Annotated in this window: 27 protein-coding genes; 21 read left to right on the top strand and 6 right to left on the bottom strand. The window is 65.9% G+C overall.

Features of this window, described 5'->3' with window-relative positions:
- Positions 1–58 precede the first annotated feature (58 nt).
- Both MZTS_RS10000 and MZTS_RS10005 read left to right on the top strand, forming a co-directional pair.
- Positions 59–472 (top strand): hypothetical protein, encoded by a 414-nt coding sequence (locus MZTS_RS10000; RefSeq protein ID WP_009865241.1) that lies wholly within the window; start codon positions 59–61, stop codon positions 470–472.
- Positions 469–693 carry a DUF6117 family protein gene (locus tag MZTS_RS10005; protein ID WP_009865242.1) on the top strand — a complete coding sequence of 75 codons (225 nt, stop codon included), beginning with the start codon at positions 469–471 and terminating at the stop codon, positions 691–693. The genes MZTS_RS10000 and MZTS_RS10005 overlap by 4 nt, the downstream gene beginning before the upstream one ends.
- On the opposite strand, the gene MZTS_RS10010 is transcribed toward MZTS_RS10005, so the two are convergent.
- Together MZTS_RS10010 and MZTS_RS10015 are read right to left on the bottom strand one after the other, a co-directional pair.
- Positions 666–1046, bottom strand: a complete 381-nt coding sequence (locus MZTS_RS10010; RefSeq protein ID WP_009865243.1) for a HEPN domain-containing protein — start codon at positions 1044–1046, stop codon at positions 666–668. The two genes, MZTS_RS10005 and MZTS_RS10010, sit on opposite strands and share 28 nt — an antisense overlap.
- A 32-nt stretch (positions 1047–1078) precedes the next feature.
- Positions 1079–1438: a hypothetical protein gene (locus MZTS_RS10015; RefSeq protein WP_192283648.1), complete on the bottom strand. Its 360-nt coding sequence runs from the start codon at positions 1436–1438 to the stop codon at positions 1079–1081.
- A 231-nt stretch (positions 1439–1669) separates the two neighbouring features.
- Here MZTS_RS10015 and MZTS_RS10020 point away from each other — a divergent pair, with 231 nt between their 5' ends.
- The 3 genes from MZTS_RS10020 to MZTS_RS10030 all read left to right on the top strand — a co-directional run bounded on the left by MZTS_RS10020 (position 1670) and on the right by MZTS_RS10030 (position 8262).
- The gene (locus tag MZTS_RS10020; RefSeq protein ID WP_192283650.1) at positions 1670–5995 is read left to right on the top strand and encodes a strawberry notch family protein; all 4326 of its coding nucleotides are present in this window, start codon (positions 1670–1672) and stop codon (positions 5993–5995) included.
- The gene (locus tag MZTS_RS10025) at positions 5995–7029 is read left to right on the top strand and encodes a DUF7146 domain-containing protein (protein ID WP_009863705.1); all 1035 of its coding nucleotides are present in this window, start codon (positions 5995–5997) and stop codon (positions 7027–7029) included. The genes MZTS_RS10020 and MZTS_RS10025 overlap by 1 nt, the downstream gene beginning before the upstream one ends.
- A gap of 309 nt (positions 7030–7338) precedes the next feature.
- The gene (locus tag MZTS_RS10030; RefSeq protein ID WP_192283652.1) at positions 7339–8262 is read left to right on the top strand and encodes a DUF2493 domain-containing protein; all 924 of its coding nucleotides are present in this window, start codon (positions 7339–7341) and stop codon (positions 8260–8262) included.
- A 282-nt stretch (positions 8263–8544) separates the two neighbouring features.
- On the opposite strand, the gene MZTS_RS10035 is transcribed toward MZTS_RS10030, so the two are convergent.
- Positions 8545–9288 (bottom strand): SDR family NAD(P)-dependent oxidoreductase, encoded by a 744-nt coding sequence (locus tag MZTS_RS10035; protein WP_192283654.1) that lies wholly within the window; start codon positions 9286–9288, stop codon positions 8545–8547.
- A gap of 84 nt (positions 9289–9372) precedes the next feature.
- On the opposite strand from MZTS_RS10035, the gene MZTS_RS10040 reads away from it, so the two are divergent.
- The gene (locus tag MZTS_RS10040; RefSeq protein ID WP_192283656.1) at positions 9373–9924 is read left to right on the top strand and encodes a TetR/AcrR family transcriptional regulator; all 552 of its coding nucleotides are present in this window, start codon (positions 9373–9375) and stop codon (positions 9922–9924) included.
- Between the two features lie 31 nt (positions 9925–9955).
- On the opposite strand, the gene MZTS_RS10045 is transcribed toward MZTS_RS10040, so the two are convergent.
- From MZTS_RS10045 to MZTS_RS10055, 3 genes are all read right to left on the bottom strand, one after another.
- Positions 9956–10174: a toxin-antitoxin system YwqK family antitoxin gene (locus tag MZTS_RS10045; protein ID WP_192283658.1), complete on the bottom strand. Its 219-nt coding sequence runs from the start codon at positions 10172–10174 to the stop codon at positions 9956–9958.
- 13 nt (positions 10175–10187) lie between these two features.
- Positions 10188–10397 (bottom strand): hypothetical protein, encoded by a 210-nt coding sequence (locus MZTS_RS10050; RefSeq protein ID WP_192283660.1) that lies wholly within the window; start codon positions 10395–10397, stop codon positions 10188–10190.
- Positions 10398–10854: 457 nt separating this feature from the next.
- Positions 10855–11904: an IS110 family RNA-guided transposase gene (locus MZTS_RS10055; protein ID WP_192283663.1), complete on the bottom strand. Its 1050-nt coding sequence runs from the start codon at positions 11902–11904 to the stop codon at positions 10855–10857.
- 209 nt (positions 11905–12113) lie between these two features.
- Between MZTS_RS10055 and MZTS_RS10060 the strand changes: the two genes are divergently transcribed.
- The 15 genes from MZTS_RS10060 to MZTS_RS10125 all read left to right on the top strand — a co-directional run bounded on the left by MZTS_RS10060 (position 12114) and on the right by MZTS_RS10125 (position 20079).
- Positions 12114–12281, top strand: a complete 168-nt coding sequence (locus MZTS_RS10060; RefSeq protein ID WP_192283665.1) for a hypothetical protein — start codon at positions 12114–12116, stop codon at positions 12279–12281.
- Between the two features lie 137 nt (positions 12282–12418).
- Positions 12419–12862 carry a hypothetical protein gene (locus MZTS_RS10065; RefSeq protein ID WP_192283688.1) on the top strand — a complete coding sequence of 148 codons (444 nt, stop codon included), beginning with the start codon at positions 12419–12421 and terminating at the stop codon, positions 12860–12862.
- Between the two features lie 568 nt (positions 12863–13430).
- Complete coding sequence (locus tag MZTS_RS10070) at positions 13431–13757, top strand: DUF736 domain-containing protein (RefSeq protein ID WP_009863828.1); 327 nt, start codon at positions 13431–13433, stop codon at positions 13755–13757.
- Between the two features lie 185 nt (positions 13758–13942).
- A complete protein-coding gene (locus MZTS_RS10075; RefSeq protein ID WP_151664188.1) occupies positions 13943–14185 on the top strand; it encodes a helix-turn-helix domain-containing protein in 243 nt (80 codons plus the stop codon).
- Between the two features lie 120 nt (positions 14186–14305).
- The gene (locus MZTS_RS10080; RefSeq protein ID WP_151664189.1) at positions 14306–14569 is read left to right on the top strand and encodes a DUF2285 domain-containing protein; all 264 of its coding nucleotides are present in this window, start codon (positions 14306–14308) and stop codon (positions 14567–14569) included.
- 116 nt (positions 14570–14685) lie between these two features.
- Complete coding sequence (locus tag MZTS_RS25175; RefSeq protein ID WP_246482072.1) at positions 14686–15000, top strand: transcriptional regulator domain-containing protein; 315 nt, start codon at positions 14686–14688, stop codon at positions 14998–15000.
- Positions 15001–15040: 40 nt separating this feature from the next.
- A complete protein-coding gene (locus tag MZTS_RS25180) occupies positions 15041–15451 on the top strand; it encodes a DUF2285 domain-containing protein (protein WP_246482073.1) in 411 nt (136 codons plus the stop codon).
- 126 nt (positions 15452–15577) lie between these two features.
- A complete protein-coding gene (locus MZTS_RS10090; protein ID WP_009866018.1) occupies positions 15578–15862 on the top strand; it encodes a helix-turn-helix transcriptional regulator in 285 nt (94 codons plus the stop codon).
- 11 nt (positions 15863–15873) lie between these two features.
- Positions 15874–16761, top strand: a complete 888-nt coding sequence (locus MZTS_RS10095) for a replication initiator protein A (protein ID WP_009866019.1) — start codon at positions 15874–15876, stop codon at positions 16759–16761.
- A gap of 208 nt (positions 16762–16969) precedes the next feature.
- Positions 16970–17608 (top strand): ParA family partition ATPase, encoded by a 639-nt coding sequence (parA, locus tag MZTS_RS10100; protein ID WP_009866020.1) that lies wholly within the window; start codon positions 16970–16972, stop codon positions 17606–17608.
- Positions 17605–17859, top strand: a complete 255-nt coding sequence (locus tag MZTS_RS10105; RefSeq protein ID WP_009866021.1) for a hypothetical protein — start codon at positions 17605–17607, stop codon at positions 17857–17859. Before parA ends, MZTS_RS10105 begins: the two co-directional genes overlap by 4 nt.
- Positions 17856–18377, top strand: a complete 522-nt coding sequence (locus MZTS_RS10110) for a DUF2840 domain-containing protein (RefSeq protein ID WP_192283669.1) — start codon at positions 17856–17858, stop codon at positions 18375–18377. Before MZTS_RS10105 ends, MZTS_RS10110 begins: the two co-directional genes overlap by 4 nt.
- Positions 18374–18919 carry a S26 family signal peptidase gene (locus MZTS_RS10115; RefSeq protein WP_192283671.1) on the top strand — a complete coding sequence of 182 codons (546 nt, stop codon included), beginning with the start codon at positions 18374–18376 and terminating at the stop codon, positions 18917–18919. The genes MZTS_RS10110 and MZTS_RS10115 overlap by 4 nt, the downstream gene beginning before the upstream one ends.
- A 47-nt stretch (positions 18920–18966) precedes the next feature.
- The gene (locus MZTS_RS10120; protein WP_192283673.1) at positions 18967–19314 is read left to right on the top strand and encodes a DUF736 domain-containing protein; all 348 of its coding nucleotides are present in this window, start codon (positions 18967–18969) and stop codon (positions 19312–19314) included.
- 3 nt (positions 19315–19317) lie between these two features.
- Entirely contained in the window at positions 19318–20079 is a 762-nt protein-coding gene (locus MZTS_RS10125) for a lytic transglycosylase domain-containing protein (RefSeq protein WP_192283675.1), read from the top strand.
- Positions 20080–20159: the final 80 nt, after the last annotated feature.

A 20159-nucleotide genomic window follows, 5' to 3' on the forward strand; every position in this document is an offset into this window, starting at 1 on the left:
CTGAACCCACTCCGAGCCCGGCCCATGCGCCGGGCTCTTTTTGTTTCCGGAGCCCGCCATGACCGATTTCTTCACCCGATATTCCTGCCTGCTCGACGTCGGCACCTCCGCCAACGCCGCGCGGTCCTTCGACATCTACGCCGCGCTGATGGCCGAGAACGGCCGCGAAGACCCGCCGGCCGAACCGTTTCACCTGTCGGTGACACCCGAACACGGCGCGTCGCGGCTCTGGCTGCGCGACCCCGGCACCGCCGATCCTCAGCTTGCGATCACCTTCGTGACACGCTGCGCCGAGGCGTTCGGGCTGACCGGCCGCTGGGGATTCCAGTGGGCCAGCATCGCCTCCAATCCCGTGATCGACGGCTTCTCGGGCGGCGCCCATGTCCTCGATCTCGCCACGGGCGAGACGATCGCCTGGATGAGCACCGGCCGCTGGCTCGCCGACCGGCTTTCCGAGGGCGGCGCGCGATGAGCATCCCCGACCATGCCCGGGCCAACTTCCAGACGTTGCTGCGCGCCGCGTCGAGCGGCGACCTGGCGCTGATGGAATGCGCTGATGTGGTGACCGGCGAGCCGCGCTACGTCATCTGCGCCGTCGGCCGCGATGACGGCGACTTCGTGTTCACCCCGTTTGGCCATCTCGCCGACGACAATCCCTTCGAGATCTACCGCCCGCCGGAGGCCTCGACATAGGGGCGGACGGCGTCAAGGAGACCCGCGACGGCCGCGCGGGCCTTCGACGCAAAGGCCGGATCGCCGTCGAAGCGATCAAAAGCATGATGCGGATAATAGGCGTTCAACACCGCCACCGCATCGGCCAGCCCGTCGTTCGGAACAACCAGCCCTGCAGCGCAGGCGCGCGCCAAGCCGCTTTCGAGATCGTGGCGAATGTCCCGACGACAGCGATCGTCGCTCCAACCCTGGCTCGAAAGATACGCCTTCAGCCCAAGCTCGGCCGAAATCGCGGTCATGTAGCAGGTCTCGCGGGGATCGCCGCTTTCCACCCGTGCCGGAGACGGCAGAAACTCTTCGCCATTGGCAAGCAAGGCTCGGGCCCGCTCGATCCCTTCGCGTGTCTCTACCAGACCGCCACCTCCCATTGCCCGGCGACGCGGGCAAAGCCGATTGGCCGGTTCTGCGGGGCCGCATTGGGCTTCGTCGGATCGAGCACGATCTGCGTCATGCAGGTCACGCCCGGGCCGACGCCGCCCGGCGAGCAGTCGCCGAGCTTCAGCGTCGCATTCGCCAGCGACGTGCCCGAGAACAGGCGGTGACGCCGGACGGCTGCGGTGGCCTCGTCCTCGCTCGGCTGGGCGACACCGGCGGCGATGGCCGGAGATGCGGCGACCGGCGAGATCACCGGCCGCAGCACGAAGCCTGCGCCGAAACCGGCCACCAGGCATGCCGCCCCCACGATGCCGATCGCACTTCCTTTCATCTCGCCTCCCATGTTCATCATCCGGCGCAGCGCGCCCGGATGGTGTGAGGCGCCGCGGCTTGTTTTCCTTGCGGGAGCTTAGCGTCCCATCCGCGCCGCCGGAAGTCGGTGCGGCCGGCCGGGTTCCGGCCGCGCCAGAGTGAGAGGGAGGCCGGGACGGGTTTGAGCCCGTCCGGTCGAGAGAGAGCGCCGGGCCGGCTTGCCCTTCTCCCGCTCTCCGAGGTTCCCCCGATGTTCCATGCTCCGATCCCCGCCGCCGAGGCGGCATCGCTTCCGCTTGGCTCCTCCGCGCCGCCGGCCGCCGCCATCTTCGCCGCCGCCGAGCACATCCTCTCCCACCTCGAACAGGGCCGCACCGTCGATGCCGCCATGCTGCGCAGCGCCATGGAGGATGCCTTCGGCGCGTCCGACGCTGCCGGCGCCTGGGACTGGAAAACCGCCTATGACGCCTGCGAGGTCGCCACCGTCCTGTTCCTGCGCAAATACGGAAAGCCGCTTTTCCGCAAAGCCGCATCGCCGGCTTCACGGCTCTCCGTGCTGACCAAGATCGTCGGACTGCTGCCGACGCACACGCGTCGATCCGAGGAGGCGCAGACCTTCCAGCAATTCTCGACGCCGATCCCGCTGGGTCTTGCCGCGTTGACGGCGGCAACATTGACCCCGGCCGACGGCGTGCTGGAGCCGTCCGCCGGCACCGGTCTGCTCGGCGTCCTCGCCGAAACCGCGGGCGCATCGCTCATCCTCAACGAGCTGGCCGAGACCCGCGCCGATCTTCTCGCTTCTCTCTTTCCAGCCGTGCCCGTCACGCGCTTCGACGCCGCCCAGATCGACGACCATCTCAACCCGGCCGCCGTGCCGAGCGTCGTCATCATGAACCCACCATTCTCGGTTCTGGCGAACGTCACCGGGCGCGTCGCCGACGCCGCATACCGGCACATCGCCTCGGCGCTCGCCCGGCTGGCCGATGGCGGACGCCTGGTCGCCATCACCGGCGCGAACTTCTCGCCCGAGCTTCCGGCCTGGCGGGACGCCTTCGTGCGCCTGCAGGGACGCGGCCGCGTCGTGTTCACCGCCGCGATCGCCGGCTCGGTCTATGCCAAGCACGGCACGACCATCGAGACCCGCCTGACCGTCATCGACAAGGCGCCGGCCGAGGACCCCGAGCATTTTCCGGACTCGGCCGGGATCGCACCCGATGTCGCGACCTTGCTCGGCTGGCTTGATGCGCAGCTTCCCGCGCGCCTGCCGGTCTCGATCGCGCGTCCCACCGCGACGTCGGCCGCCACGCCGCGCACGGTGCGAGGCTATCTCGCCCGCGCGGCGACGGCCCAGCCCGCCCGCCGGATCGCCCAGCTCGAAGGCGAGCCACTCGCCTATGAGACCATCGACTGGACGCCGCCGGAGAGCGGCCGACTGTCGGACTCGATCTATGAGGCCTATGCGCTCCAGTCGATCCGCATCGAGGGCGCACAGCCGCACCCGACCAAGCTCGTGCAGTCCGCCGCCATGGCCTCGGTCGCGCCGCCGAAGCCGAGCTATCGGCCGACGTTGCCGGCGCCGATCGTCGCCGACGGCATCCTCTCCGACGCCCAGCTCGAGACGGTGATCTATGCCGGCGAGGCCCATGGCGAATATCTCGCCGGGGCCTGGACCGTGGACGAGACCGGCGATCTCGTCACCGCCGCGCCGGACGATGCCCCGAACGCGGTTCGCTTCCGCCGTGGCTACATGCTCGGCGACGGCACCGGCGCCGGCAAAGGCCGCCAGTCCGCCGGCATCATCCTCGACAACTGGCTCCAGGGCCGCCGCAAGGCTGTCTGGATCTCCAAGTCCGACAAGCTGCTCGAAGACGCTCAGCGCGACTGGTCGGCCCTCGGCATGGAGCGGCTCCTGGTCACGCCGCTCTCGCGCTTCCCGCAAGGGTCGGCCATCCGGCTGCCCGAAGGCGTCCTATTTCTAACCTACGCTACGCTACGGTCCGACGACCGCGGGGAGAAGCTTTCGCGCGTCAAGCAGATCGTCGAATGGTTGGGTTCCGATTTCGACGGAGTGATCATTTTCGACGAGTCCCACGCGATGCAGAACGCCGGCGGCGGCAAGGGAGAACGGGGCGACGTGGCCCCGTCGCAGCAAGGCCGTGCGGGCCTTCGGCTCCAGCACGCGCTCCCGAATGCCCGCGTCGTCTACGTCTCGGCGACCGGCGCGACCACCGTCCACAATCTCGCCTATGCCCAGCGCCTCGGCCTGTGGGGTGGCGAGGATTTCCCCTTCGCCAACCGCCCTGAATTCGTCGAGGCCGTCGACAATGGCGGCGTCGCGGCGATGGAGGTGCTGGCCCGCGACCTGCGCGCGCTCGGCCTCTACACGGCGCGCTCGCTCTCGTATGACGGCGTCGAATACGAACTGGTGGAGCACCAGCTCACGCCCGAGCAGACCCGCATCTATGATGCCTATGCCGGCGCCTTCGCCATCATCCACAATCATCTCGACGCGGCGATGCAGGCCGCCAACATAACCGGCGATGCCGGCACGCTGAACCGGCAGGCGAAGTCGGCCGCGCGGTCGGCCTTCGAGAGCGCCAAGCAGCGCTTCTTCGGCCATCTCCTCACCAGCATGAAGACGCCGACGCTGGTCCGCTCGATCGAGCAGGACCTGGCGGCCGGACATTCCGCCGTCATCCAGATCGTCTCGACCGGCGAGGCCCTCATGGAGCGCCGCCTGGCCGAAATCCCGACGGAGGAATGGAACGACGTCCGCGTCGACATCACGCCGCGCGAATATGTGCTGGATTATCTCGCCCATTCCTTCCCGGTGCAGCTCTACGAGCCGTTCTCCGACAGCGAGGGCAATCTGTCGTCGCGGCCGGTCTATCGCGACGGCCATCCTGTCGAGAGCCGCGAGGCCGTCGCCCGCCGTGACGAGCTGATCGAACGCCTCGCATCGCTGCCGCCGGTCCCGGGCGCGCTCGACCAGATCGTCCAGCGTTTCGGCACGGACGTCGTCGCCGAGGTGACGGGGCGCTCGCGGCGCGTGGTGCGCAAGGGCGAGCGGCTCGCCGTCGAGAACCGGGCGGCGTCCGCCAATCTCGCCGAGGCGGCCTCGTTCATGGACGACGACAAGCGCGTCCTGGTCTTCTCCGACGCCGGCGGCACGGGCCGGAGCTATCATGCGGACCTCGCTGTCAGGAACCAGCGCCTGCGCATCCACTATCTGCTGGAGCCCGGCTGGAAGGCCGATGCGGCGATCCAGGGGCTCGGCCGCACCAACCGCACCAACCAGGCGCAGCCGCCGCTCTTCCGGCCGATCGCCACTGATGTGAAGGCCGAAAAGCGCTTCCTCTCGACCATCGCGCGCCGGCTCGACACGCTCGGCGCCATCACGCGCGGGCAGCGACAGACCGGCGGCCAAGGCCTGTTCCGGCCCGAGGACAATCTCGAATCCCACTATGCGCGCGACGCGCTGCGCCAGCTTTACCTGCTGCTCGTGCGTGGCAAGGTCGAGGGCTGCTCGCTCGATCGGTTTGAGACCGCCACCGGCCTCAAGCTGATGGACGATAACGGCATCAAGGACGTGTTGCCGCCAATCACGACCTTCCTCAACCGGCTGCTGGCACTGACCATCGAGCTGCAGGGCATCCTGTTCACAGCATTCGAGCAGCTCCTGACAGCGAAGATCGAGGGCGCGATCCGCAGCGGCCACTATGACGTCGGGCTGGAGACGCTGCAGGCCGAGAGCTTCGTGGTGACCGACAGCCAGGTCATCCACGTCCATCCGGGCACCGGCGCGGAGACGCGGCTGCTGACCATCACCCGCCGCGAGCGCAATCGACCCGTCACGCTGGCCGATGCGCTCGACCATCTCGCCGATCCGCGCGCGCGGCTGGTGGTCAACGGTCGCTCGGGACGCGCCGCGGTGCAGATGCCGGCCCCGTCGATGATGCTCGACGACGGCGAGATCGAACGCCGCGTCTGCCTGATCCGGCCGATGGAGCAGCATTGTGCGCCGCTGCGCATGATGGACGAGAGCCACTGGGAGGAAGCCGACCGCGATCGCTTCGCTGCCGCCTGGGAGGTCGAGCTTGCCGACATCCCGGATTTCTCCGACAGCACGATCCACATCGTCGCCGGCCTGCTGCTGCCGATCTGGAAGCGCCTGCCGGACGAGTCGACCAGGGTCTACCGGCTCCAGACCGACGCGGGCGAGCGCATCATCGGCCGCCGGGTCTCGCCGGCCTGGGCCGCCAACGCCGCCTCGCAGGGGGCGAGCCCGCTGACGCCGGAACACGCCTTCGCCGCGCTGATGGAGGGCACCACGATCCTCGATCTCGCCGAAGGCCTCCAGCTTCGCCGCGCCCGCATCATGAGCGCCTACCGCCTGGAGCTGACCGGCTTCACCGAGGCGATGCGCGAGCGGCTGCGGGCCTATGGCCTGTTCAGCGAGATCATCTCCTGGAAGCTGCGCTTCTTCGTGCCGGCCGACGCAAGCGGGGCAGCGGTGCTCGCGAAGCTGCTCGACACCTATCCGGTGGCGCGCATCTCCGAACGGGAGGCCGCGTAATGTCGCGTCACGATGCTTCCGGTCTCGCGCAGCGTCTCGGCCGGCAGGCCGAGGCGGTGTGCCGCCATTACCTCTCCAGTGGGCGGCGCGAGGGCCGCTACTGGCTGGTCGGCGACGTGCGCAACACGCCGGGCCGCTCGATGTACGTGCGGCTCAAGGACTCACCGAAGGGACCGGCCGGCAAATGGACCGATGCCGCGACCGGCGAGTATGGCGATCTTCTCGACGTGATCCGCGAGAGCTGCGGCCTGATCGACTTCAAGGACGTCGCCGACGAGGCACGGACCTTCCTCAGCATGCCGCAGCCCGAACTGTCGCCGGCAAACCCTCGTCAGCCTCCGGTGCCGCATGGGTCGCCCGAGGCAGCCCGCCGCCTGTTCGGCATGTCGCAGCCGATCACGGGCACACTCGTACAGTCGTATCTACGGGAACGCGGCATTACGGATGTACGCGGAACCGGAAACCTGCGCTTCCACCCGCGCTGCTATTATCGGCCCGACGAGCATTCTTCGACCGAGACTTGGCCGGCGATGATCGCCGCCGTCACCGACCTCCGCGACAGGATCACCGGGGCGCATCGGACCTGGCTCGACCCGCGACGCCGCGACAAGGCGCCGCTCGACACGCCGAGGCGGGCGATGGGCGATCTTCTCGGCAACGCGGTCCGCTTCGGCACGGGCGGCGAAGTCATGGCGGCCGGCGAAGGCATCGAGACCGTGCTGTCGGTCAGGCAGGTCTTGCCCGACATGCCGATGCTGGCGGCGCTCTCCGCAGCCCATCTCGCCGCCATCCTATTCCCGGACACGCTGCGGCGGCTCTACATCCTGCGGGACGACGATCCGGCCGGTGACGGTGCGCGGGACAGCCTGGTCGAACGGGCGAATGCGGCCGGGATCGAGGCGATCGTCATCTCGCCCCAGCTCGGCGACTTCAACGAGGATCTCCGCACCCGCGGCATCGACGCGCTCAGAAGCCAGACCCGGATGCAGATCGGGCCGCAGGACGTGGCACGTTTCATGGCGCTCGCGGCATAGCCGGCAGGGAGGAAGGTGGCGGCGATGCCGCCATGCCCGTCCGGATGCCCCATACCGTCTGAGAGGACCGCGCCTCGGCCTTCGAGAGGGCGATCGGCCTACAGTCGGGCCGGCCCGGCAATGGCGGCGGCCGACTATTTTCCGGCGGCGCGTGCCGCGCCTTTCCATCGCGAGACAAAATAGCCGGCCTTCGCCATCCTCCGCTAACGCTCCGGCCCTGCGCTGCGCTCCGGGTGCAGGACCGTCCCGCCGGTGGGCTTCGTCGCCATGAAGGCCGCGACGGTCGCGGTCCTACCGACGGAGCATCCCATGGACGCGCATGACGACTTCGAACCTCACCACGAATCCTCACCCACCGATCACGTCCTCAACGAACTGCAGCTCCACGGCTACCGGCCCTTTTCCGACGAACCGGACCAGCGGCTTCTTCCGGACGGTAACGCGGTCGCAGGCGCCGTCGCCGACATCTTCGACGCCCTGATCGGCACGCTGGAGGACACACGCCTCGAACCCGACCTCGACGATCTCCTCTGGTCGACCGTCAACGTCTTCCACCGCGCCACCGAACGGATCGCACGCGAGCTCGACGACAACGAGCAGGCCCAGAAGCGCTCGCAGCGGGAACAGGACGGCAGCGAGGTGAAGTCGGTCGAACTCGAGCGCCAGATCGCCGAGGGCATGACTCTCATCGAGCGCCAGGCCGCCTTCGAACTGATGCGCGATCAGGCCGCCGAACATTACGAACGCCAGGTCGGCAAGGCATGGCTCCCGCGGAGCGGATCGAAGGTCAACCATCGCCATCTCACCTCGGCGATGATCGACAGCCGCGACTTCCTGATGGCGAAGAAGCGCGCCGAGCAGGAGGTGCTGCTGCCTCCAGGGCCGAAGATCGTCGTCACCGGCGGGCTCGACTTCAACGATCACCGGCTGATCTGGGCCAAGCTCGACCAGATGCATGAGAAGCACCCCGACATGGTTCTCGTCCACGGCAAGTCGCCGAAAGGCGTCGAGAAGATCGCCTCCCTCTGGGCGAAGAACCGCAACGTGCCGCAGATCGGTTTCGCACCCGACTGGACGAAGCACGGCCGGGCCGCGCCCTTCAAGCGCAACGACCAGATGCTGGAGATCGTGCCGAAGGGCGTGATGCACTTCCCAGGCACGGGCATCAACGACAACCTCGCCGACAAAGCCAAGAAGCTCGGCATTCCGGTGTGGAAATTCGGCGGCGCGTAAGCGCCGCCATGCATCCATTCCCACCCAGCGCAGTCCACGGATAGCGAGGTCCTATGACGCATTCACTTTCCTCGCCTTCGAGTTGCGCCTGATTCAGCGCAGACGGTCAGATTAGGACGTCGCGCATGTCGACATAATCGGGCCGGCCAATCGGGAAGCTCACAGCGCGGACGATGCTCGCGAGATCATGCGCGATCTCGTCGATGCCGGTCCCGATGGACTTCCCTACGGTCTTTCCAGTCATCCCCTGCGCCCACCGCGTCCACCATTTTCTGTTCAGGGTCAGACCGCCGCGACTCCACCATCCACAAAGAGCTCATGGCCCGCGACGAAGCTGCTATCGTTCGATGCCAGGAAAAGCACGGCACGCGCGACCTCTTCGAGACGTCCCAGGCGCCCGAGCGGAACCCCCTTGATTACCTCTGCCTCAGCGCCCGGGGTTGCATCGAAGTAGCTCCGGATCAGACGTGTCTCGGTGCCACCTGGCGAGACGACGTTCACGCGGATACCGCGTTCTTTCAGATCGTTCGTCCAGCTCCGTGCAAAGGAGCGAACCGCTGCCTTGCTGGCATTGTAGAGCGACTGGCCTGGATATGCCTTGGAACCCGCGATCGAGCCGTTGAGGACAATCACGCCCCCCTCCGTCATCAGCGGCAGTGCCTTCTGTACGGTGAAGACCACGGCTTTCACATTGATGCCGAACGTTGAATTGAAATGGGCTTCATCGATCGCTTCGAGCGGGACGGGCTCGTGCACGCCCGCATTCGCGAACACCACATCGACCTTGCCATGGTCACGCTCAATGCGCTCGTAGAGCCTCGCAAGGTCGGTCACGTTCGTGACGTCGCCTTGTACGCCGACCGCACCGTGACCGATCTGGCTGACAGCCTGATCGAGCAATGCCTGTCGCCGCGCGGTGATGTACACACGGGCTCCCTCCTCCGCGAAGAGCTGCGCGGAAGCCAAGCCGATGCCGTCGCTCCCGCCGGTGATTACTACGACCTTGTCTTCGAACCGCTTAGTCATCCGATCAACCTTTCAGGCAAGTGGAGGATTGCTCCACTTAAAATATGGAGGTATCCTCCGCTTGACAAGCTGAGGAAGAACAAATTGATCGAGGCTGGCCTACGTGCCGACGCGGAACGGAACCGCCAACGCATTCTCGTCGCGGCGGAGGAACTGTTCCTAGAGAGAGGCGCAGGCGTCTCGCTGGACGAGGTAGCCAAGCGAGCGAAAGTCGGGATCGGCACTCTCTACCGCCGCTTCCCGACGCGAGAGGCGCTTTTGGCAGCCACCAGCAACGAGCGGTTTTTGTCGGTCGCTGAGACGAGCCGCGCGCGAGATGCGCATCATGATCCCGGAGACGCTCTACGCCAGTTTCTTGAGGATCTCGCGATGAACACGAGCGTCTATCAGAGCCTTGCTGCTTCGCTAGGGACTGTTATCCAACACGGGACACCTGGCTGTTATGCGATTAGCGCGGAAGGGCAGCGCCTGCTTCGGCGCGCTCAGGAAGCCGGTATCATTCGTGGGGACGCCAGCTTCGACGACATCATCTGTGTGGTGAGCGCCATAGCCATCGCGGTCGAAAAGGAGGGCGCACCGGTGTCGCGCATCGCTCATTTGGTGGACCTGCTCCTCTACGGCATGCGCGTGCGTTGACGAGTCGGGTGACCTGCATAGGCTGATCTTTTTAGCGTTTGATCCTCGATACTTTGTAGACGCGCCCAGCGCTATCGTAGGTGGTCCAGTCGCCGACCTGCTCACCATTCTCGAAATAGCCGGACCGCAATTTTGAGCCGTCGCGGCGAAACCACTCCCAATATCCAGTTGGCTGACCCTTGAGCGTTTGGCCGACGACCCACAAGCTGCCGTCCCTGTGCTTCTTCTCGAACGGGAGCGTCTCGGTCATCCTGCGCCCCGTCTCAGTCTGGCTCGCCCATCACGGCGATCCGCGCGGATCGCGCATAATGTGCCAGCTCCGTATCGTTCTCGATCAGTGCATCGAGCAGCGTCTTCATATCGGCCTGGTCGGAGGCCGACTGGAAAGGGCCCGGCTGTCGCTCGATCGCTAGCACCGCGATCGCCAGAGCCTTCTTCACGAGGTGTAGATCTCTTCCGGTGAACTCCGCCATCGTCAGTCCTATCGCGACTCGACGCCTGCCGCCGCCAGCATAGCTTAGATACTCGTCCGGCGGCGTTTGGCACGAGTAAAGCGGGTCCGAGCATCGAGGCCAGTTACGTGGGTCTCCGACGCGAAGAACCATCTCCGCCTATCAGCGCTAATCCTTGGTCCGACCGCGGACTTGTCGCCATCAACCCGTAATATGTGGAACGGCCCGCGTTGCAAGGATGCTTTTCAGTCGATTTCACCACATGAGGACGGTGCGGTCATATGTCCGGCCTGTTTGTGCGGTCATAACCGCTGGCCTCGATGAAGTCCGCGAAGCAGGTAGCTGGATCAAGGGGGCGCGCTTTTCTGCGCGTCACGGGTTTCGGCCTGTCCTGTTTCGGGATTTCGTCCCGTGGTTCATCGTCTGGAGTGCACCTCACATCTGCCGGCGGTTTGCCGGGCAGCTCTTCTCGGCGTCCTTACGCTTGTGCAGCGACAGGTCCAGCCTCGATTCGTGTTGGGTCTCGATAAATTCCGCCTCTCGTCAGCAATGCCCAGATCATCCGAGCTATCTTATTGGCGAGCGCAACCGCCACGACCTTGAAGGGCCGCCGCGTAAGCATGTTCTTCAGCCACGGCCAGACTCGATCACGATACTGTACATGACGCAGCACCGATGCGGCGCCTGTCGTCAGCAATGATCGCAGTACCGGATTGCCCATCTTCGATATTCGCCCCAACCGCTCTTTGCCGCCGCTGGAATGCGATTTCGGGGTTAACCCGATCCAAGCTGCAAAGTGGCGGGCCGATTTGAAGCCAGCTGGATCGGGCACGAATGCCTTCACCGCCATGGCGATTATCGGGCCGACGCCAGGGATGCTCGCCAGGCGTCTCATTTCATCATCCTGCTTGGACTGGATGACGATCTCGCGTTCGAGCTTGTCGATCTGTGTGGCGAGCATCTCGATCTGATCGATGATTTCGCTCAGGGCAAATCGGGCGGCCGGAGGCAGTCGAGCATCCTTCTCATCCCGGATGATCGGCGCCAATGCCTTGACGTTGGCGATGCCGGTTGGAGCAATGATCCCCAGTTCACCCATGTGCGCGCGCAACGCGTTGATCGCCTGGGTCCGCTGACGCACGAGCAACGCGCGTGTCCTGAGTACCATTACCGCAGCCTGCTGCTCGGCCGTCTTCACCGGTACGAACCGCATAGTCTTTCGCGTCATCGCTTCGACGATTGCTTCAGCATCGGCGGCGTCTGTCTTCCCGCGCTTGACGAACGGTTTGACGTATTGAGGCGGCAGAAGCCTGACCTCGTGGCCGAGGGCGGAGATCTCGCGCGCCCAGTAGTGCGCACTGGCGCAAGCTTCCATCCCGACTAGGCACGGTCGCAATCTCTCGAAGAAACGCAGCACCTCCGCGCGACGAAGCTTCCGGTTGAATAGCGGCGTGCCCTCGGCATCCGCACCAAAAGCCTGGAAAACGTGCTTCGCCAAGTCCAGTCCAATAGTTGTAACTTCTTTCACGGAACGGTCCCTCCTTGTGGCGTTTGCGACAACGACCACCTTTTAGCACTTCGATGCGGTCGGAGCGGGCCGTTCCACCTCATCAAGGGTCGGCTATGCGAGCATGCCGCCGCTGCGGCTGCGCCTGCGCGGTGATTGCAGTCCACGGCCGGACACGTCGGGCGCCTGTCGGCGGGGGATGGTCCCCCGCTCCAGCAGGAGCCCAGCGAATGTCCCTCAACGAAGCTCACGCCTTCGCCTTCAGCCTCGCGACGACCCTGATGGCTGCCATCGTCATCTTCCAGGCCGGCGACGGGACGCTCTCGGTGATGCCCGCCAGCGAATACGACGGGGACGCCTCGGAGATCGTCCATGAGATCGACCCTTTCGCCCCGTAACCGGCGCGATCCGATGCCGGGCGGAGATCCTCAGCGATTTCCGCTCCGGCTGGGGCCATATTCTGCTATATTCCGGGCGCGCCGTGGTGGTGGTGGCAGGCGCGACCGTCAGACCTATCGTCACGGAGGCCACCACCATGATCATTCTAGCAATCCTCGCCTCACTCGCTGCCATCGGCGTGCTGTGCTGGCTGCTGTTCACCCTGGCCGTATTCGCCCTTCCGGTCTTCGTCGGCGCGACCGTTGGTGTGTGGGCCCATGGGACTGGGGCCGGCGTAGCGGGCGCAATTCTTGTAGGCCTAGTCGCCGCGGCCGCCACGCTCGCGGTCGGCCAGCTCGTGATCATGTTCGTGCGGCACGTTTGGCTGAAGCTGATCGTGGCCATCGCCTTCGTCGCCCCAGCGGCGCTCGCCGGGTTCCATGCCACGCACGGCATCGTCAAGCATCTCATGCCGTCCGAGGCTTGGCAGATCACCTTCTCCGTCATCGGCGCCATTGCGGTCGGCATCACCGCCCTGGTGCGGGTCGCGGGGATGGCAACGGCTCCAGCCCCATCCGGCCAGGGCCTCGCGCGGGCCTAATCGCGCTCAATCCCCAATGGCGGACCGGGACAGCGTTAACTCGACTCTTCCACGTCGTCTGAGGCTGTTGCGGATGGGGAGTGGCGCGAGGTTCGATGCCGGACCCGGATTGCGGCCGATCTCGTCACAACGCTGGCGGGCAGCTCCACGGGCTCGGAGGCGAACCTACGACCCGGTGAGGCGATCTCTCCGATAGCAGCGATGACGAGGATGCGACGCAGGCAGCCTAGAACAGGGGGCGAATGCAGGTAGACCCTCTGTCGCCGCCGGTTTGCCGATCCAGGCTGGTCGCCAACTTCTCCGTCTTCTGACCGTGTCTCAACCGCTCCGAACGGCCTCTTCAATGGCCTGATCTGGCCGAAGGCCGGCTAAAGCCTCGATCACCTATGACGCAACAGCCGCGTCAAACTTTCTTCCCCTGCCGGCTGCGCCGCCATTCCTCGCGGGACAAGAAATCCCTCCTTGGCTGTCCAGCCCCTTCGGGGTGCGCCGTCGATCGCCTCCGGCCTGCCGATCGCCATCGAGGCCGCAATGGTGCGGGCTCGAATACGGAAAACGGAGACTTACAATGGCGACCATCGGCACCTTCAAGAAGACCGGCTCGAACGAGTTCACCGGCGACATCGTCACCCTCAGTGTTCAGGCCAAGGGCGTGCGCATCGTCCCCGACACCCGCGCCACCGGCGAGAACGCCCCCAGCCACCGGGTTCTGGTCGGCCGCGCCGAGATCGGCGCCGCCTGGTCCAAGCGCTCCAACGAGGGTCGCGACTATCTGGGCCTCAAGCTCGACGATCCGAGCTTCAACGCTCCGATCTACGCCAACCTCTTCGACGACGAGGACGCGGACACCTATTCGCTGATCTGGTCCCGCCCTAACGGTCGGCGCGGCGACTGAGACCTACGCAAGACCCCGGCCGGAAGGCCGGGGTCTTCGGCATGCAGAGCGACCGAATCAGTTTGGCTGACGCGGCCATTTCCGTCAGGGCGGAAAGCGCCATGTGGCTCGCCAAACCTGCCTAGAGCGACTATTATAGTCGTAGTTCTGGCGTGCGCGTAGGTCCGGGTGGGAGGTGATCATGCATGATCACCGCCCGACAATTTCGGGCCGCACGCGCGTTGCTGGGTTGGACACAGGAGACGCTCGCGGACAAGGCCCGGGTCTCACTGACCGCGCTCAAGCGCCTCGAATCCGCCAGCGGCCTCGAGGTTTATGAGAGCACGCGTGACGAGGTAAGAAGGGCTTTCGAACGCGCCGGCATCGTCTTCCTGAACTCCGATCAGGGCAAGGGAGTGCTGCTCGTTGACGCGAAAAAGGAAGCTTGACCTTCAACGAACCGCTGCGTCGCCTGTTCTTTCGCCGGCAGCGTCTTGCGTCATCATTCCGCTTGCATCACGGTTAACAAACCCCTCCGATCTGGATACATCTCTCAGCCGGGGGATGACGTGACCAAGACCGACTTTCTCGACCAGCCGCCAACCGGCGCGGCACTGACCGCCTATGATAAGGCGCATCTGAAGCTTTATGTCAGGCTCCTCGACGCCGAGAGAGGGCACGCCGACTGGCGCGAGGTCGTAAAGATCCTGTTCGGCATCGACGCTGAAACCGATCCAGATCGCGCTCTGATCATCTATACCAGCCATCTCGATCGCGCGAAGTGGATGACCAAAAGCGGCTTTTGCGAACTGCTTCAGGGTCCCCTTCATTGAGGTGATGCGTAACCTGCATCACGTTGCGACCACTTCGTTCTTCCCGTGCTTCCTCCAACCGGGAATCGTATCTGCTGCAAACTCGCGTTGTATTATGTTGCGCGGAGGCGCGGAGGATGTCTGAAGAGGAAAGTTGGCGGTCCGAGGCCGCCTATGACTATATCGATACGTTAGCTCCCGGAGACCTTGCCTGGGAGTTTCTTCGCCGTAATCCCGACTATCGGAATGCATATCAGGAGCTTGTCTCCATCGGGCGGCTCACCGAAGAGGTCGCCCAACGTTTCGCCGAACAATGGGGGTTGCGATTTCGCGGCAGACCCTCGAACCTCAGCACTCATCCAGCCGATTTTCTGGACCCCGCAAGTCGATCCAGCCACATTGCCGTTCACGAATGGGCCCACCCCTGCCGAAGGGCCTCGCGTTTACGCTGACGATCTACGCAACCACTCCATCATCAGAGCGGGCCCGGATATGATCCGGATTGATCTGCGGGCCGAGCGTTATGATGTCTCCCTGCTGGACATGGATGCAGCAGGTCCGATCGGCGTGTTCGTCATGTTCGACGAACTGACGCCGGACCGTCTCACCGCGGTAGAGCGTCTCTGGCACGCGATGTTTCGAAAGCGTGTGCCGCCCGATCCACGTGTCACACCACAGCGCCAGCGACGCGCACGTCTGATGCTTCGCACCGTCGACGCTCGGGCGGCAGGCGCGACCTATCGACAAATCGCTGCTCAACTCTTCCCAAACCTCAGACACGACGCCGAAACATGGGATGAAAACCCGGTCCGGGAAACGACCGTCCGCCTGGCCCGCGATGGTCTGGCGTTCGTTCGGGGCGGATATCGCAAGCTGCTCCGCCTTCCCCGTCGCTCGCGCTGACACGCCTTCGGTGTCGAAAATAATTTCCTAATTCCGTTCCTGTCGGAAGCGCCGTCCTCCCGCCACCGTGCTCGCAACCCGCCGCTCGTTCGCAGCGGCCATTAGCGAGACCACGGAGGTGCGATCATGGCCGAAATAGCCGCCAGTATTCCGCAGCGCTATCTCAGAACGCAGGAAGCCGCGCGCTTCCTCGGCCTTTCCGAGCGCACGCTCGAAAAGCACCGTACCTACGGAACCGGCCCGACCTATCGCAAGCTCGGCGGTCGCGTCGTCTATGCAGTGGAAGACCTCCAAGCCTGGGCGGACCGGGGTCTCGTGACCTCCACCTCCGATCCACGCGCAGGCACCGTTCTGCCCGCAAAGCGTCAGCCGAAATCTCCCGCCACCGCCGGCGGGCGCTTTCCTCGCTGAGACGGCGCGCCGTGTCGTCCCGTCACCAGCATCGCGACGAGCGTACGCAGCTTGATCTCTTCCGGGCGCTGCCCGGCGATCTTGCGCCCCGCGATGCGCAAGACCTCATGGCCTATCCGTTCTTCTCGCTCGCCAAGTCGAAGCGCCTGGCGCCGATCGACTTCAAGGCAGGCTCGGTGAAGATCCGCGTCGAAGCGGTCGCCGAGCATGGCATGGCGACGATCTGGGACGCCGACGTCCTGATCTGGGCCGCCTCGCAGATCGCCGAGGCACGCGACCTCGGCCTGCGGCCTTCGCGGCTGATGGCGACCACCCCTTATGAAATCCTCAACTTCATTGGTCGCGGCGTGTCGCTGCGCGACTACGACCGCCTGAAGGCCGCGCTCGACCGACTTCAATCGACCACGGTTGCGACCTCGATCCGCCAACCGACGGAGCGGCGGATGCACCGCTTCTCCTGGATCAACGAGTGGAAGGAGCGCGCCGATCACCGCGGCCGGCCGCTCGGCCTCGAGCTGATCGTGCCTGACTGGTTCTACGGCGCCGTCCTCGACGATGCCCTCGTGCTCACGATCGACCGAAACTATTTCGGCCTGACCGGCGGGCTTGAACGCTGGCTCTACCGCCTGGTGCGCAAGCACGGCGGCCGCCAGGAGTTCGGCTGGAGCTTCGACTTCCCGCATCTCCATTCGAAGTCCGGCAGCCTCTCGCCGCTCAAGCACTTTGCCTACGACCTCCGTGACATCGTCAAACGCCAGCCGCTTCCCGGCTACCGTCTGACCATCGAGCAGTGCCTTGGCGGGCCGGAAATCCTCTCCTTCGTGCCGACCGATCCGGATGCCCTCGGCATCCCGCGCCATCGTCGCCGAACCAAACCTCACCCTGGGGATAAGCTGTGAATCGTCTCGTGCTATCAGGGACCGGCACTATCGTGCCATCGGGGACCGGACTCTCGTGCTATCGGGGACCGGAATCGTCGATTCATCGCGCTGAATCAGCAGCTTGCGAGCCCCGTAACTTATCTAACCTAGATTCCTACGGAATCTTTCTAACGCGACCGCCGTTTTCGGCCGCTGTGGACGAGTCCCCGTTTCCCGGGAGACCGTCATGATCGTTGCGCTGCTCAACCAGAAAGGCGGCGTCGGGAAGACGACGCTCGCCCTTCACCTCGCTGGCGAATGGGCTCGCCGTGGACACAGCGTCACGCTGATCGACGCCGACCCCCAGGGTTCGGCGCTCGACTGGTCCCAGCAGCGCAGCCGGGAGGGGCTGGAGCGGTTGTTCGGTGTCGTGGGCCTCGTCCGCGATACGCTCCACCGTGAAGCGCCGGAGCTGGCCCGCAACGCCGACCATGTCGTCATCGACGGCCCGCCCCGTGTCGCCGGATTGATGCGCTCGGCGCTGCTCGCGGCCGATCTCGTGCTGATCCCGGTGCAGCCGTCGCCGTTCGACGGCTGGGCCTCCGCCGAAATGCTCGCGCTGCTCGGCGAGGCGCGCATCTACCGCCCGCAGCTCGCCGCGCGCTTCGTGCTGAACCGCTGCGCGGCCCGCACGGTATTGGCGCGCGAGACCGCCGAGACGCTGGCCGATCAAGACCCGCCTTTGCTCTCGACTACGATCGGCCAGCGCATCGTTTTCGCCGACGTCGTGCAGACCGGCCGGCTCGCCGCCGAGCAGGACCAGGATTGCCCTGGGGCGCGCGAGATCGCCGCGCTCGCGGCGGAAGTCGCGAGGATCGGCGCATGAGCGAGCGGTCCCCGAAGCGCAGCTTTGCGGCGCGTCCCGCCGATCCCGAAAGCTGGATCAAGGCACCCGATCGCCACGCACCCTGCGGCCAGGCCGCCGAGGATTTCTCGGCCCGGCTGACGATCGACGTCACCGCCGACATGCGCGGCCGCATCAAGATCGCCGCCTTTCAGCGCGGCCAGACCGTTGCCGACATGCTGCGCGCGCTGTTCGAGCGCGAGTTCCCACCCCCGTCAGGAGAAGCACGATGACCGGCCTTGTCGCCGCGACAATGCACGTCGGCCGTGCTGCCGCCGAGCCGCCGCCCGAAGCGTTCACACAGGTCGAACTCGTCTGGATCGAGAAGCAGACCGAGCACTGGATTCGCTTCGGTCGCGAGCGGCGCGAGCGGATCCTCGACCGCCGCCGCCGCGTCCTCTTCTTTCCTCCCGGCAGCGTCCTCGCGCTGGTGCGCTGGGCGGCGAATGAGCACGGCACCGTGCTCTCGCGCCTCGACATCCTGCGCACGGTGGAGCGCAACGCGCCGTGTCAGACCGTCCCGACGGTGACGCCCGGCGCAGAGGTCCTGCTGCACGTCGATGGCTGGCCGAAAGTGGAGCGCATGCTCCAACTCATCGACGCCATCGAGGCGCGCGGCATCGACCCGATCGAGGTCTCGCCCGACCATTGGCGCCACGTCCACAACCGAATGACCGCCGGCGAAACACCGCGCGCCTATGGTCCACAGCAGCACCGCGCCTTCGTCCTCCGCCGGGAGATCGGCGCATGACCCGGCTCTCCTATGCCATCGTCACCATTGTTGCCGTGTCGCTTCTCGGCGTGGCCTCTATCGCTTCGTTCGCGCCGCGCCTGATCTGGAACGCCTCCGCCAGCACGCCGGTCGGCTTCTACACGATCGACGAACCCGGTCCGGTCGCCGTGACCGATCTGGTCGCGGTGGATGCTCCTGAACCACTCGCCACCTTCCTGTCCGATGGCGGCTACCTGCCGCGTGGCGTGCCGCTTCTGAAGCGCGTCGCCGCGCTCCCGGGACAGCGGGTCTGCCGGACCGGGCTCGCCATCACCGTCGACGGATTGCCGATGGGCGATGCACTCGACCGCGATCGTCGCGGTAGTCCGCTCCCGATCTGGCAGGGCTGCCGATTGGTCGCTGATGGCGAGCTGTTCCTGATGAACTGGCAGGTCCGCGACAGCCTCGACGGTCGCTATTTCGGGCCGCTTCCGGCCACCGCCGTGATCGGCCGGGCCACCCCTCTCTACACCGACGAGGACGGCGACGGCCGCTTCGCCTGGCGCGCGCCGACGCGGTGACGGCGCGCCCATGACCCTTGTCCACCGCAATATGAAGGAGACGACCCATGCCCGTGATCGGTCAATTCATACGCGAGAACGATGGCTTCATCGGCCACCTGACGACGCTGTCCTTGCATCAGGACATCATCATCGTCGCGGCCGAGCCGTCCGACGCTGAGAACGCGCCGGACTACCGCGTCCATGTGCTCGACACCATGAGCAACGAGACCGGCGCGGAGATCGGCGCCGGCTGGAAGCGCACCGGCGAGAAGGCCGGCGAATACGTCTCGCTGCAACTCGACGATCCGACCTTCGCCCATCCGATCCGCGCCAACCTGTTCCAGTCGGCTGACGACAAGTCCGCCTGGGGTCTGCACTGGAATCGCCCGCCGAAGCGCGGCGAGCGGGACTGAACGATGCCCGCCGCGCGCCCGAAGCATGCCGTCGGAGGGAGGATCGCCCTCCGACGTGCAGCCCATCTTCTCTTTGCCGGCCTGATCCTCGCCGCGTCGGGTGCGAGCCCGGCCGACGCACAGCAGCCGCCGGTCGAGCGGCCGTCGCGCAGTGATCCCTACGGCGCTTTCATCGCCGAGGCCGCGCAGAGGTTCGGTGTTCCAGAGGCATGGATACGAGCCGTCATGCGCGTGGAAAGCGCAGGCGATGTGCGCGCCATCTCGTCGGCCGGCGCAATGGGCCTGATGCAGATCATGCCCGCCACCTGGGCCGAACTGCGCGTGCGCCATCGGCTCGGCGGCAATCCCTTCGACCCACGCGACAACATTCTGGCAGGCGCTGCGTATCTGCGTGAGATGCACGACCGCTACGGATCGCCCGGCTTCCTGGCGGCCTACAACGCGGGTCCCGGCCGTTACGAAGAGTATCTCGCCGGCCGCCCATTGCCGGCTGAAACGCGCGCCTATGTCGCCGCGCTTGCCCCCGTTGTCGGCGGCGGTGACCTCACCGGCCCCATCGTTGTGGCGGCCGCCGATCCGCTGGCCTGGACGCGGGCGCCGCTCTTCGTCGTGCAGTCGGCCGGCAACGGACCTGCCGCGCCGGTGCAGTCCGAAGGCGCGCCCGGTGACAGCACGGCGGCTGCACCGGCGCGCGATCAAGGCCCGGTGGCTTCGCGCACCGATGGCCTTTTCGTCGCGCGCAGTGTCTCCGGTGGCCCGCGATGATCGCGTTCGCACCCGTTCGCATTGTGGCGTGTTCTGGCGGACGATGGGCGGTCTGGAGAGGAGGAGCCGACAGCACAACC

The organism is Methylorubrum zatmanii (assembly GCF_014845115.1).
In the GTDB taxonomy this organism is placed as follows: domain Bacteria; phylum Pseudomonadota; class Alphaproteobacteria; order Rhizobiales; family Beijerinckiaceae; genus Methylobacterium; species Methylobacterium zatmanii.